Origin of the sequence: Corynebacterium pacaense (genome assembly GCF_900169525.1) — a bacterium.
GTDB classification, from domain to species: Bacteria; Actinomycetota; Actinomycetes; order Mycobacteriales; family Mycobacteriaceae; genus Corynebacterium; species Corynebacterium pacaense.
Genome location: NZ_LT821239.1, coordinates 535,354 through 549,588 on the forward strand (window position 1 = coordinate 535,354; position 14,235 = coordinate 549,588).

Here is a 14,235-nt window from a genome sequence, read left to right on the forward strand (position 1 = left end):
GAGGATCCCATGTCCCTGCAGGAAATCCGGGTCGCCGTCATCGGCGCCGGCATGGCTGGCAAGGCCCACGCCGCCGGCTACAAAACCGCACCCACCGTGTTCAGCGGAGAGCTTCCGCCGGTCCGCCTGGTCAGCATTGCCGATGCATACGAGCCCCTGGCGCGGGAGACCGCCCGACGTTTCGGCTTTGAGCGCTTTGACACCTCCTGGCAGGCCATTGTCGACGCCGATGACATCGACGTGGTCAGCGTCGTGGTGGCCAACGCGCTGCACCGCGAGATCGTCGAGGCCCTGCTGGCCTCCGGCAAGCACGTCCTGTGTGAAAAGCCCCTCTCGGACACCATCGCCGACGCCGAGGCGATGGTGTCGGCCGCGGAGGCCTCCGACCGTGTGGCCCGGATCGGTCTGACCTACCGCAGGTCACCCGGCATCGCCCACATCCGGAATCTGGTGCGGTCCGGCGAACTCGGTGCGGTCCTGCACATCAACGGCTTCTACTGGACCGATTACGGCTCCAACCCGAATGCACCGATGAGCTGGCGCTACAAGGGCCCCAACGGCTCCGGAGCACTGGCCGACGTGGGCAGCCACCTGACCTATCTGGCGGAGTTCATCGCCGGCTCGGAATTCTCCGAGGTCCGCGGTGGACAGCTCAGCACCGTGATCGGCGAACGGCCCAGGCCCGTGGGCAACGTCGTCGGCCACGAGGGTGGTGCCGTCTCCGATGAGTACGAGGCTGTGGAAAATGATGACATCGCCTCCTTCTCCGGCAGCTTCGCCGGTGGCGGCACCGCGACCCTACAGGTCAGCCGTGTCTCCCAGGGCCACCCCAACTCCCTCGGATTCGAGGTCTTCTGCGAGCGCGGCTCGGCGATCTTCGATTTCCGCAGCCCGGGCCAGTTCCAGATCTTCACCCCGCAGGACAGCGATGCAGGCTACCGCACCGTCACCCTGGGACCTCACCACCCCTACTGGCGCGGCGGCCTGGCGATGGACGCCCCCGGCGTCGGTGTCGGACAAAACGAGCAGTTCGTCTACCAGGCACGGGCCTTCCTCGAGGAGGTCGCCGGTGTTCCCGAGTCCGAGAGCCTGCCCCGCAACGCCAGCTTCGCCGAGGGACTGCACAACATGCAGCTTATCGACGCGGTCGCCGAATCCGCGGCCGAAGGCGGCCGCACGGTCGATGTTCCCGCACTCGAGAACGCACTCCTCTGATACTCGCCACCAAGGACAAGAAGATGAAACTGGGTCTGTACAACGCGATCTTCCATGATCGTCCCCTCCCCGAGGCACTCCGGGCCATCGCCGAGGCCGGTCTGACCGGCATCGAACTCAACAGCGGTGGATTCCTGCCGGCGGTGCACATTCCCACCATGGACGACATCCTCGTCAGCGACGACGCACGTGACGAGTTTCTCGGCACCTTCGAGGGCACCGGCGTCGAGATCTACGGGTTGAACTGCAATGGAAACCCCCTCCACCCTGATTCCGTGATCGGCGACGCCCATGCCCGGGATCTGCGCCGATCCATCCGGCTCGCGCACCGCCTCGGGCAGACCCGCGTGGTCACCATGTCCGGGCTGCCCGGGGGTGAACCCGGATCCCGGCGTGTGAACTGGGTAGTCAACGCCTGGAACTCCGCCGGTCTGGACGTCCTTGATTACCAGTGGGACATCGCGGCGCCGTTCTGGCGCGACATTGACCGCTTCGCCGCCGACCACGGCGTCAAGGTCGCCCTCGAGCTCCACCCGCAGAACCTCGTGTTCAACTCCGCCGATGTGCACAAGCTCATGGATGTCACCGGGGCCACCCACCTCGGTGTCGAACTCGATGCCTCCCATCTGTTCTGGCAGCAGATGGATCCGGTGGCCGTGATCGATCACCTGGGGGAGCTGGTCGTGCACGCCGCGGCGAAGGATGTTCGCATCAACCCGCAGTGGGCACGTCTCAACGGCGTCCTGGACAACAGCTTCCGCCGGCTGCGCCCGGATGAGCAGCGCACGAATCTCGGCGGCGATGAGTGGGTCAACGAGTGGCCGAAGAACTCCTCCTGGGACTTCGTGGCGCTGGGCAGGGGACACGACACCGCCTACTGGACCGAGTTCCTGCGGGCTCTGCACCGCGTTGATCCGGACATGCTGGTCAACATCGAACACGAGGACACCTCGCTGGGCCGCGAGGAGGGCGTGAGAGTCGCCGCCGAGGTGCTCATCGCCGCAAACAGGGCCCTGTGACTAAAGAAACCAGGGGTGCCGTCCCCGGCACCCCACCTATGGGAAAGCCAGGAATGAAGAAGTGAAGAATCTCAATATCGGTATCATCTCCCTGGGTTGGATGGGGGGTCTGCATGCGCGCTCCTATCTGTCCGCACCGCGGCGCTACCCGGAGCTCAATGTCGAGCCGGTGCTACACACGGCGGCGGACCCGGATGCCACCGCACGCGATCTCGCCGTGAACACGCTGGGTTTTGCCCGGGCGGTCGCCGACTACCGCGAACTGCTCTCCGATCCCGAGATCGACGCGGTGTCCATCTGCTCCCCGAACTTCCTGCACCGCGAGATCGCACTGGCCGCGGTGGAGGCGGGAAAGCCCTTCTGGATCGAAAAGCCGATGGGGCGGAGCGCACAGGAGTCACGCGAAATCGCCGAGGCGGCAGAGCGGGCAGGTCTGGTCACCGCCGTCGGTTTCAACTACCGCAACGTTCCGGCCATCGCGGAGGCGCGCCGGCTGGTGCGCTCCGGCGGGATCGGGGAGGTGACCAATGTCCGGGTCAGTTTCCTCGCGGACTATTCCTCCGATCCCGCCAGCACCCTGACCTGGAGGTTCAAGCGGGAGCTCGCTGGCACCGGTGTGCTGGGGGACCTGCTTTCGCACGGTTTCGACCTGGCGCAGTTCATCGTCGGGCGCATCGACAGCGTCACTGCCGCCGACAGCCTGGTGATAAGGCAGCGCCCCCTGCCCACGGCGGGTGCCACCAGCCACCTCTCCGCCTCCGCGGGTGGGGGGCCGGTGGGGCCGGTGGAGAATGAGGACTACGCGGCCGTCATCGCACGGTTTGATTCCGGAGCGATCGGGGTCTTCGAGTCCAGCCGGATCGCCGTCGGACCGCGGGCCGAGTACATCATCGATGTCTATGGAACAAAGGGATCACTGCGGTGGAACTTCCACCGGCTCAATGAGCTCCAGATCGCCGATTCCAGGGACGGATACCGCACCGTCATGGCCGGACCCGGATTCGGTGATTTCGCCCGCTTCCAGCCGGGGCCGGGACTGAGCATGGGCTTCGATGACCTCAAGACCATCGAGGCCGCACTGTTCCTGCGTTCACTGGCCGAAGGCGAGCAGTTCGCACCCTCTGCGGCCGATGGCTGGGCGGCGGCGGAGATCGCCGACGCCGCGCTGGAAAGCGCCGCCTCCGGCGCCTGGGTGACGGTGCCCGAGGTCTCCGGCGAGACCACCTACAACCGGTAGAACACAGATCAGCAACGACCGCACCCCCCTCCCGCCGGAAGTGGCGGTAGGGGGGTGCGGCGGAGAATTCTTCAAGTGTCTTACCTGTGCGCTATCCGGATGCTCAGACCACCTTTCCCCGACGGATCTGGGAGTCGAAGATGACGCCGTTGGTGACGTCGCGGTCGATCTCCTCGAGGGTGCGTCCGCGGGTCTCCGGAACCTGGGTCCAGATGAACAGCAGTGCCAGGACTCCGATACCCGCGAAGAGGAAGAAGGTGCCGGTCAGTCCGACGGCCGCGATCAGGGTCGGGAAGAACAGTCCGAGGAATGCGTTGGAGACCCAGAGGAAGAACACCGAGATGCCGATCGCGATGCCGCGGATGGCCAGCGGGAAGATCTCGGAGAGCATGACCCAGATGGCCACGTTGAGGAAGGTCTGCATGGAGCCCACGAACACGACCACCAGGGTGAGGATGACGAAGGGGCGCAGCGGGTCGCCGACGGGGAAGGCCACGGAGGCGATACCGATGAGGACATGGGAGATGGTGGTCAGGGTGAAACCGATGAGCAGGGTGGTGCGGCGGTTGACCCGGTCCATCATCCACAGGGCGATCACGGCACCGACGACGGCGATGACACCGGGGGCGACGTTGGCGATCAGGGCCGCCGATTCCGAGAAGCCCGCCTCGATGAGCACGATCTGGCCGTAGTACATGATCGAGTTGATTCCGGTCAGCTGCTGGGCGACACCCAGGCCGATACCCACCAGTACGATGCGCACGAACCACTTGTTCTTCAGGATGTCTCCGAAGCTCATGGCCTTTTCGGCCTGGTTGGCGCTCGCCTTTGCCATTGCCTCGACCTCGAGGACCTCGGCCCTGGCGCGATCGACCGGGCGGACCCTCTCCAGAACCTGGCGTGCCTCGTCGATGCGTCCGCGGTCGACCAGCCAGCGCGGTGACTCGGGGACGCGCAGCATACCGACGAACAGGGCGATGGCGGGAATCGCGGCGATGGAGAGCATGATGCGCCAGATACCGGTGGTGTCGGACCAGATGTTGCCGATGATCGCATTGATGATGAAGGCCGCCAGCTGGCCGACGACGATCATGAGCTCGTTGCGGCCCGCGAGTGAGCCACGCGTTTCAAAGGGTGCGATCTCCGCGAGGTAGACCGGAACCACCGTGGAGGCGCCGCCGACCGCGAGGCCGAGGATGATCCGGCCCACGACCATGATCTCCATGCTGGGGGTGAACACACAGACCAGGGTGCCGATGAAGAAGGCCACGGCGAGGAGGATGATCGTCTTCCTCCGGCCCCAGAAATCGGAGACACGGCCGAAGATCATGGCACCGATTGCGGCGCCGAAGAGCAGTGAGGAGGTCACGACGCCTTCGGTGAAGGCGGTGAGGCCGAGCTCGATGGACATCGGGTGGAGGGCGCCGTTGATGACGCCGGTGTCGTAGCCGAAGAGCAGTCCGCCGAAGGTGGCCACCAGTGCGACGTAGAACAGTCGCTGCTGATGCGGCCCCGGTGTCAGCGGGGGAAGCTTGCCACTCTGTTCGGGAACATCAGCTTGGATGAACGTACTTGCCATCTTGTCTCCTAGAGTCGGGCGCGGATTGAGATCCGCGAAACACCTTGTGATAAACGGTGACTCACATCACCAATTTGATTAATGGTGGCAGAAGTACATATGTCACGTCAATCAGTCATAACAACTTTTATTCTCGACGCCCGCGGGTCACTGTCGTCGGGCCCGTCACTTTAGGTTGTCTAACCTGCGCTTTTTGCGTGACGACGCCCCCGGGGACATCCCGACTGCCGCCGCCGGGCGCCCATAAATACGGGGGCAATACGGGGGAAAATAACTCGCATATGCAGAATGAATTGTCCTTACATTGCTGCGTGAGTTCGCGCGGGAGGCCCGCATATCGGCGACTCCGGTCACACTGTGGCCGGGAGTGGTGAATTCTGGCCGAAATGTGAATTGCACCACAGAGGCGTCACGTGACCTCCTCTTTTCCTATAGGTTGATCGAAAGGAGTCGCATGCGCGCTTGCATTGCGGGCCATCCGCCTGATTCTCTGTAAATCGAACGATCGATAGTTGCCCATTTGGGGGTACACAGATTGAAGGTGAGCACAGTGAAGAGAGAAGGCCTCTACAACCCGGCATTCGAGCATGACGCCTGTGGAGTGGCATTCGTCGCCGATATCCACGGTCGCGCGAGCCGCAGCATTGTGGACAAGGCGATCCGCGCACTGGTCAACATTGATCACCGCGGTGCGGCAGGAGCAGAGAAGAACACCGGTGACGGTGCCGGCATCCTCCTGCAGATCCCCGACGGCTTCTACCGCGCCGTGGCCGCCGAGGAGGGCATCACCCTGCCCGGGGCGGGGCACTATGCCACCGGTATCGCATTCCTTCCCTCGGCCCGTATGGCCATGCTCGACGCCCGGCGTGGCATCGAGAGGATCGCTGAGCAGGAGGGCGCCACCGTTCTCGGTTGGCGCGCCGTCCCGGTGGACGCCCGCGAACTCGGTTCGATGGCCAAGGAGGCCATGCCGAGCTTCCACCAGATCTTCCTTTCGGTGGAGGGCAAGGAGGGCATTGAACTCGACCGCGTGATGTTCTTCATCCGCAAGCGCTGCGAGCGGGAACTGGGCACCACCAACGGTGTGGAAACGGCCTATTTCCCATCCCTGTCGGCCCGCACCATCGTCTACAAGGGAATGCTCACCACATTGCAGCTGGAGGGCTTCTTCCGCGATCTGCAGAATCCGCTTATGGAAACCGCGATCGCCCTGGTGCACTCACGGTTCTCCACCAACACCTTCCCCAGCTGGCCGCTCGCCCACCCCTACCGGCTCGTGGCGCACAACGGTGAGATCAACACCGTCCGCGGCAATGAGAACTGGATGCGCGCCCGGGAGGCGCTCATCGAGTCCAGTCACCTCGGTCCACTGAACAAGGTCCTGCCTATCTGTACGCCGGAGGCCTCGGATACCGCCCGCTTCGATGAGGCGCTAGAGTTGCTGCACCTTGGTGGCTACTCCCTGCCGCACGCGGTGGCCATGATGATCCCGCAGGCGTGGGAGCACAATGGAACCATCGACCCGAAGCTCAGGGACTTCTACGAGTACCACTCCTGCCTTATGGAGCCGTGGGACGGGCCGGCGGCGCTGGCATTCACCGACGGTCGCTTCGTCGGCGCGGTGCTGGACCGCAACGGTCTCCGCCCCGGCCGAATCTGGATCACCGACGACGGCCTGGTGGTCATGGCCTCCGAGTCCGGCGTGCTCGATCTGGACCCCGCCCACGTGATCAAGCGGACCAGGGTGCAGCCTGGCCGGATGTTCCTGGTGGATACCCAGGAGGGGCGCATCATCGAGGATGAGGAGATCAAGGAGAACCTGGCCACCGCCAACCCCTACGGTGAATGGATCAACGACAACTTCGTCCACCTTGACGGGCTGCCACAGACCCGCTACGAGTACATGCCCCATGACCGAGTGGTGCTGCGCCAGCGCGTCTTCGGCATCACCGAGGAGGATGTGGATCTCCTGATTCAGCCGATGGCCCTCTCCGGCACGGAGGCCATCGGTTCCATGGGATCGGACACCCCCATCGCCGCGATCTCCCAGCGGCCGCGGATGCTCTATGATTTCTTCGCCCAGCGCTTCGCCCAGGTGACCAACCCGCCGCTGGACTCCATCCGGGAGAAGCCGGTGACCAGCATGTACACCCTGCTGGGTGCACAGTCCGATGTGCTCACCCCTTCGGCGGACGCCGCACGGAGGATCCGTCTGGATTCACCGATCATTGACAACCACGAGCTGGCCACCCTCATCCATGCCGATGACCACGGTGAATGGGATTCCTTCGGTGCAGCGGTGATCTCCGGTCTCTACCCCGTCGCCCACCACGGTGCGGGCATGAAGGCGGCCATCGCCAGGGTTCGCCGTGAGGTTTCCGAGGCGATCCGCCAGGGCAGGTCCCTGATCGTGCTCTCCGACCGTGAATCCGATGAGCGCCTGGCGCCCATTCCCGCCCTGCTGCTGACATCCGCGGTCCACCAGTACCTGGTCCAGCAGCGCACCCGAACTAGATGCTCGCTGGTCGTGGAGTCCGGTGATGCCCGCGAGGTGCACCACCTGTCCATGCTGATCAGCTTCGGTGCCGACGCAATCAACCCCTACATGGCCTTCGAGACCATCGATGAGCTGCGGATCAAGGGTCAGCTGGGAGACCTCGACCTTGACGGCGCCTCCCGCAACTATGTTCGCGCGGCCACCACCGGTGTGCTCAAGGTGATGTCGAAGATGGGTATCGCCACAGTCTCCTCCTACCGAGGCGCACAGCTTGCCGACGTCACCGGTCTGCACCAGGAACTCCTGGACTCCTACTTCGGCGGCATCGACTCCCCGATCTCCGGCATCGGTCTCGAGGAGATCGCCGCCGACGTCGAGTCCCGCCACCGCAGCGCCTTCCTCCCGCGCCCCGAGGAGCACGCCCACCGTGAGCTCGACCTGGGCGGGGAGTACAAGTGGCGGCGCGAGGGTGAGTACCACCTGTTCAACCCGGAGACCATCTTCAAGCTGCAGCACGCGACGAAGACGGGCAGCTACGAGATCTTCAAGGACTACACCCGAAAGGTCGATGACCAGTCGCAGCGACTGGGCACCATCCGTGGCCTGTTCGAGTTCAGCACGGACCGTCAGCCGATTCCCCTGGATGAGGTGGAGCCTATCGAATCGATCGTCAGGCGTTTCTCCACCGGCGCGATGTCCTATGGAAGCATTTCCGCCGAGGCCCACGAGGTGCTGGCGATCGCCATGAACCGCCTGGGCGGAATGTCGAACTCCGGCGAGGGCGGCGAGGATGCGCGCCGCTTCGACGTCGAGCCCAACGGTGACTGGAGGCGTTCCTCCATCAAGCAGGTCGCCTCGGGACGATTCGGTGTGACCAGCAACTACCTCAACAACTGCACCGACATCCAGATCAAGATGGCACAGGGCGCCAAGCCTGGTGAGGGCGGTCAGCTTCCGCCGAACAAGGTCTACCCCTGGATCGCGGAGGTCCGGATCACCACCCCGGGTGTCGGCCTGATCTCCCCGCCCCCTCACCACGATATCTATTCCATCGAGGACCTGGCTCAGCTGATCCACGATCTCAAGAACGCCAACAAGGATGCCCGCATCCACGTCAAGCTGGTTGCCGAGCAGGGTGTGGGAACTGTCGCCGCGGGAGTGTCCAAGGCGCACGCCGATGTGGTGCTGATCTCCGGCCATGACGGCGGCACCGGCGCCTCGCCGCTGACCTCCCTCAAGCACGCCGGCGGCCCCTGGGAGCTCGGTCTGGCCGAGACCCAGCAGACGCTGCTGCTCAACGGTCTGCGCGACCGTATCCGGGTGCAGTGTGACGGCCAGCTCAAGACCGGCCGTGACGTCGTCATCGCCGCGCTGCTCGGCGCGGAGGAGTTCGGTTTCGCCACCGCGCCACTGGTCGTCGAGGGCTGCATCATGATGCGTGTGTGCCACCTCGACACCTGCCCCGTGGGCGTCGCAACGCAGAATCCGGAACTTCGTAAGAAGTTCACCGGAAAGGCCGAGCATGTGGTCAACTTCTTCACCTTCATCGCCGAGGAGGTGCGCGAGTACCTGGCGCAGCTGGGCTTCCGCACCGTCGACGAGGCCGTCGGACAGGCGCAGGTCCTGCGCAAGCGCGCCAATGCGGCACCCCATCTCGATCTCAGCCCGATCTTCCACCGCCCCGCGACCCCGCACTTTCCGGAGCAGGACGTCCGCTGCACCACCACGCAGGAACACGCCCTGGACAAGGCCCTGGACAATCAGATCATCTCCGCGGCAGCGGACACCATCACCAGGGCGGCGGCCGGTGTGAACGCACGGATCACCCTTGACTACCGCGTCAGCAACGTCAACCGTTCGGTGGGGACCATGCTCGGTTCCGAGCTGACCCGCGCCGCCGGTGCGGCCGGGCTGCCCGATGACACCATCACCCTCAACCTCACCGGCTGTGCGGGCAACTCCTTCGGCGCCTTCCTGCCCGCGGGAATCACCATCAACCTGACCGGTGACGCCAATGACTTCGTGGCCAAGGGCCTCTCGGGTGGACGGATAATCATCCGCCCGGACTCCCGTGCGCCCAAGCAGCTCAAGACCAACCCGGACATCATCGCCGGCAACGTCCTGGGCTACGGAGCCACCAGTGGTGAGATGTTCATCGCGGGTCAGGTCGGCGAACGCTTCTGCGTCCGCAACTCCGGTGCCACGGCGGTGGTCGAGGGAATCGGCAACCACGGCTGCGAGTACATGACCGGTGGCCGGGCCATCGTCCTCGGACCGATCGGGGAGAACTTCGGCGCAGGTATGTCCGGCGGAGTCGCCTTCGTTGTCAACGGACCGGGTCTGCGGGAGAAGATCAACCCGGAGCTCGTGGAGCTCGAGGACCTCGCCGCAGACGAGATGCTCGAGGTCGATGAACTGATCTCCCGCCACATCGCACTGACCGGCAGCCCCACGCAGTACCGCGCCTCGGACCTGATCAAGGTCATGCCCCGGGACTACAAGAAGGTGCTCGGAATCATCGAAACCGCAACAGCACAGGGTGAGGACCCTGCTGTCAAGATCATGGAGGCAGTGAGCTAATGGCCGATCCACACGGATTCCAGAAATACACCCGCGCCGAGCCCGCGCACCGACCGGTGCCACTGCGTCTGCTCGACTACCGCGAGGTCTACGAGAAGGCCCCGGCGGGGCAGATCGAAGAACAGGCAGCACGCTGCATGGACTGCGGAGTGCCCTTCTGCCACGAGGGCTGTCCCCTGGGCAACATCATCCCGGAGTGGAACGACCTGGTACGTCAGGGCAGGTGGAAAGAGGCCTACGACAGGCTCCACGCCACCAACAACTTCCCCGAGTTCACCGGTCGGCTGTGCCCCGCGCCCTGCGAGGGTTCCTGTGTCCTGGCCATCAACGATGATGCCGTGACCATCAAGAACGTTGAGCTCGCCATCGTCGAGCACGCTTTCGAGAAGGGCTGGGTGGAGCCGGTGAAGCCCACCTTCGACACCGGCCTGACCGTCGCCGTCGTGGGATCGGGTCCCGCCGGGATGGCAGCGGCCCAGCAGCTCACCCGTGCCGGGCACCGCGTCGTGGTATTCGAGCGCGACGACCGTATCGGCGGTCTGATGCGCTACGGGGTGCCCGAGTACAAGATGGAGAACCGCTGGATCGACCGTCGCATCGCACAGATGGAGGCGGAGGGCACGCAGTTCCGCGTCAATTCCTCACCGCGGGCCGCGGAACTCGCACTCTATGACGCCATCGTCCTGGCCACCGGCACCCCCGTCCCGCGACCGCTGAAGGTCGAGGGGGCCGATCTTGACGGCATCTACCCCGCCATGGAGTTCCTCACCGCACAGAACCACGTCAACGAGGGCGACATCAACACCACGCCCATCGACGCCCGCGGCAAGAAGGTGGTCATCATCGGCGGCGGCGACACCGGCACCGACTGCTTCGGCACCGCACTGCGCCAGGGCGCGGCGTCGGTCACCCAGTTTGACATCCGGCCACGCTCACCCTTCACCCGTGCCGAGACCACCCCCTGGCCGATGTACCCCAACCTGTTCCGTACCGCCACCGCCCACGAGGAGGGCGACTACCTGATCACCGGGGACGAGTCCGCCGACGAGATCGCGGCCCTGGGGCTGGCGTCCCGGAACCCCGCATCCTCCATGGGTGAGCGGAGGTTCGCGGTGAATACCGTGTCATTCCAGGGGGAACAGGGCCATGTGACCGGGCTGATCGCCAACCAGATCCGCATCGTGGCGGGAAAGCGCGAACCCATCGAAGGCACGGAGTTTCCCTTCGAGGCCGACCTCGTCCTCATCGCCCTCGGCTTCAGCGGTGCCGAACAGGGCGGCCTGGCGCACGATCTGGGCGTCACCTTCGATGAGCGTGGCCGCATGATCCGCGACAACGAATACCGCAGTCCCACCAATTCCCGCGTCTACGTCGCCGGTGACAACGGCCGCGGACAATCCCTCATCGTCTGGGCGATTGCGGAGGGCCGCGCCTGCGCCGCCGCCGTCGACGCCGACCTCATGGGAGAGACCGCCCTGCCGATCGCCGTCACTCCGCAGGACGCGCCGTTGTCGGTCTAGGCTTCCATAAGCGGATCGGCTGCCCGCGCGCTTATGGAACGTCCCAGGTGTGCACCGGATCGCCGGTGGCCTGGTTGGCCAGGTAGAGCCTGAGCATCGTGGCCAGCGCCTCCGCGCGGCCGGCTGAACCCGGGGTGCTCCCGGGTGCCTCCACCCGGCCCAGGGTCCGCAACTGCCAGGTGGCCCCGTTCTGGCGGCTGCGTGCGCGGGCGTCGATAATGCCCAGATAGAGGTCGATCAGGTCGGAATCCACCTCCAGTCTTTCCAGTCCCTCCCGCGCCTGCGGCAGAAGGTGGTCACAGACCAGGTCCGCCACGTTGACCTGACCCAGGGTCGGCCAGGTCATCCGCGCGAACAATCCGGAACGGGCCCCGGAGAGGAAGTTCTTCTCCGCGTCGGCGAAGGTGAGCCGCGACCACACCGGCCGGTTCTGCTCCGCAAGGTACTTGACCAGACCGTAGTAGAACGCGGCGTCGGCAACGATGTCCGTTGGGGTTGGGCCCGCGGGGAGCAGGCGGTTTTCCAGACGCAGGTGGGATCGCTGCTCGCCGGGGGCGTAGATGGGCCGGTTCCACCTCCAGACCGTTCCGTTATGGAGGTTGAGGTAGTGCAGGGCGGGGGAGCGGCCCCTCATCATCGGCGTGCCCGACAGGGCCCGCGACTCGGCGATAAGGGGGGAGAAGTAGCGGACGTTCTCCTCAAAGAGGTCAAAGACGCTGGTGATCCACCGTTCACCGAACCAGACCCGGGGCCGGACCCCCTGGGTGACCAGCTCGGGGGTGCGGGTGTCGATCGACTGCTGGAACACGGGAATGCGGCTTTCGTGCCAGACGCGTCGTCCCAGGAACAACGGTGAGTTCGCGCTGAGAGCCGCCTGCACACCCGCGATCGCCTGTGAGGCGTTCCAGGCGTCGGCGAAACGGTTGGGGGCCAGTTGCAGATGGAGCTGGATCGAGGTGCAGGTGGATTCGGGAGAGATGTCGGCGAAGTCCTGCACCACGTGCTCGCGGTCGGCGATGTCGATGTGGACAAGTTCGCCACGGCTTTCCATAACCGCGTTGTTGAGCGCGTTGTACCGGTTCTCCTGGGTCATCCACAGGCCGTCGCCCAGGAACTCGGGGGTGATGGTGGGCAGCGTGCCGATCATCGCCACTCCGGCCCCCTGTGTCGCCGCGGACGCCCGCACCTGATTCAGGCGCGAGACCAGCCCCGCCTCCAGTCGTTTCAATCCGTCCCCCTGCACCGACAGGGGAGGATGGTTCATCTCGACGTTGAAGCTTCCGATCTCGGACTGGAACTCCTCGTCGAGTCCGGCGAGCACCTCCCGGTTCAGACGCGCCGGTTGCATGTCGGAGTCGATGAGGTTGAGTTCGAGCTCCAACCCGATGGATCCGTGGTCATCGAAATCGGACCTCTGCAGATGCCGGTCGAAGATCTCGAGATCCTCTGCGAGCAGCTGCCGGTACTGGGTGCGCTGGCGCGGGGTGTACCTGTCCGAGGAAACTGATTCGCCCATGCCACTGAGCAAACCACACTTTCCGCTTCCCGGGAATGTTTTGGCGGGCGCCTTCCAAAGCCGGATACCGGAGCCGGGGATCACTCCCGCGCGCCGACGCCGACCCGCCTGTTCGTCCTGGCGGGGGCGAGGGCCTCGATGATCACTCTCATCAGCGCCTCCAGTGGTCCGCGGGTGAAGAAGTGCTTCCAGATCACGGCGAACACGAGGAGGGCGATGATGCTGCCCCACGCGAAGGCGACGAAATCGAAGACCGGGTTCTCGCCACTGGGCAGGACGATGAAGTCACCGGCGACGGCGACGGAGACCGCCAGGATATGGGCCACGTATGAGGTCAGGGACATCGACCCCATCGCGCGCAGCGGGTAAAGGAGCTTGTCGACGGTGGCGTTCCTGCACAGCAGGAGGCAGGCACAGATGACGAAGATGGACGCCGCGGCGGAGAAGGCGATGTCGAGGAGCCCGCCGCTGTGGGGAACCGGCGAGAGAACACCCATCAGGAAGGAACCGTCGGCGATGTTGACGTAGACCAGGGGACCGGCGTGGATGAGCAGGCCGATCGCGGCAACCGCGAGGGATTCGCCGAGAACGATCCGTTGGCGCCCGGCGGAGTGCAGCAGATACCTTCTGATGAGCAGGCCGACGATGCCGTAGATGATCCACGCGTTCACCGGATAGACGCCTGTGACCAGCGGAATGTCATAGTTCTCACCGAGCCACATCTGCGCCGGGACACCGAGGAGGATCAGTGCGAAAAGTATCCACAGGAGCGTCTGGGTTCTCAACCGGTACAACAATCCGATGGAGATGACGATCACGCCCATGGACGCGAGCACCACCGGAATGAAGTGCGGCAGTGGTTCAAGCGCCACACCGATGATGATGAGCAGGACACCGCGGATGATCAGGCGGGCGCGATCGGCGATGATGCCGGAGGACACTCCGGCGAGCACCGCGAACAACACGGCCGGGTAGCCCTCGGTGACAATGGTCGTGCCGGCGAGATGGGCGGCGATCATCCCGATGATCGCCAGCGCACGCGCGACATCGAGACCGGTAATCCTATTCATGT

The 14,235-nt window shown here is 64.8% G+C and carries 8 protein-coding genes; 5 read left to right on the top strand and 3 right to left on the bottom strand.

Features of this window, described 5'->3' with window-relative positions:
• Window positions 1-9: 9 nt before the first annotated feature.
• The 3 genes from B7E02_RS02625 (at window position 10) to B7E02_RS02635 (ending at window position 3,471) form a co-directional block, all read left to right on the top strand.
• Window positions 10-1,215, top strand: coding sequence for a Gfo/Idh/MocA family protein (locus B7E02_RS02625; protein WP_080792808.1), 1,206 nt, complete (start codon window positions 10-12; stop codon window positions 1,213-1,215).
• 23 nt (window positions 1,216-1,238) lie between these two features.
• Window positions 1,239-2,234: a sugar phosphate isomerase/epimerase family protein gene (locus B7E02_RS02630; protein ID WP_080792810.1), complete on the top strand. Its 996-nt coding sequence runs from the start codon at window positions 1,239-1,241 to the stop codon at window positions 2,232-2,234.
• A gap of 61 nt (window positions 2,235-2,295) precedes the next feature.
• Window positions 2,296-3,471, top strand: coding sequence for a Gfo/Idh/MocA family protein (locus B7E02_RS02635; protein ID WP_245802141.1), 1,176 nt, complete (start codon window positions 2,296-2,298; stop codon window positions 3,469-3,471).
• A gap of 103 nt (window positions 3,472-3,574) precedes the next feature.
• Here B7E02_RS02635 and B7E02_RS02640 read toward each other — a convergent pair whose 3' ends face one another.
• Window positions 3,575-5,050, bottom strand: coding sequence for a sugar porter family MFS transporter (locus tag B7E02_RS02640; protein ID WP_080792813.1), 1,476 nt, complete (start codon window positions 5,048-5,050; stop codon window positions 3,575-3,577).
• A 550-nt stretch (window positions 5,051-5,600) separates the two neighbouring features.
• On the opposite strand from B7E02_RS02640, the gene gltB reads away from it, so the two are divergent.
• On the top strand, window positions 5,601-10,127 hold the full coding sequence (gene gltB, locus B7E02_RS02645) for a glutamate synthase large subunit (RefSeq protein ID WP_080792816.1): 4,527 nt from the start codon (window positions 5,601-5,603) through the stop codon (window positions 10,125-10,127).
• Window positions 10,127-11,647: a glutamate synthase subunit beta gene (locus B7E02_RS02650; protein ID WP_080792820.1), complete on the top strand. Its 1,521-nt coding sequence runs from the start codon at window positions 10,127-10,129 to the stop codon at window positions 11,645-11,647. The genes gltB and B7E02_RS02650 overlap by 1 nt, the downstream gene beginning before the upstream one ends.
• Window positions 11,648-11,678: 31 nt before the next feature.
• On the opposite strand, the gene B7E02_RS02655 is transcribed toward B7E02_RS02650, so the two are convergent.
• Window positions 11,679-13,163, bottom strand: a complete 1,485-nt coding sequence (locus B7E02_RS02655) for a glutamate-cysteine ligase family protein (RefSeq protein ID WP_080792823.1) — start codon at window positions 13,161-13,163, stop codon at window positions 11,679-11,681.
• 80 nt (window positions 13,164-13,243) lie between these two features.
• Window positions 13,244-14,233: a DUF418 domain-containing protein gene (locus B7E02_RS02660; RefSeq protein ID WP_080792826.1), complete on the bottom strand. Its 990-nt coding sequence runs from the start codon at window positions 14,231-14,233 to the stop codon at window positions 13,244-13,246.
• Window positions 14,234-14,235: the final 2 nt, after the last annotated feature.

Bases quoted from the DNA above. Each gene is read 5' to 3' on its own strand.
- B7E02_RS02655 (WP_080792823.1), bottom strand. From the start codon at position 13,163: ATGGGCGAATCAGTTTCCTCGGACAGGTACACCCCGCGCCAGCGCACC.
- B7E02_RS02630 (WP_080792810.1), top strand. From the start codon at position 1,239: ATGAAACTGGGTCTGTACAACGCGATCTTCCATGATCGTCCCCTCCCC.
- B7E02_RS02660 (WP_080792826.1), bottom strand. From the start codon at position 14,233: ATGAATAGGATTACCGGTCTCGATGTCGCGCGTGCGCTGGCGATCATC.
- B7E02_RS02625 (WP_080792808.1), top strand. From the start codon at position 10: ATGTCCCTGCAGGAAATCCGGGTCGCCGTCATCGGCGCCGGCATGGCT.
- B7E02_RS02650 (WP_080792820.1), top strand. From the start codon at position 10,127: ATGGCCGATCCACACGGATTCCAGAAATACACCCGCGCCGAGCCCGCG.
- B7E02_RS02640 (WP_080792813.1), bottom strand. From the start codon at position 5,050: ATGGCAAGTACGTTCATCCAAGCTGATGTTCCCGAACAGAGTGGCAAG.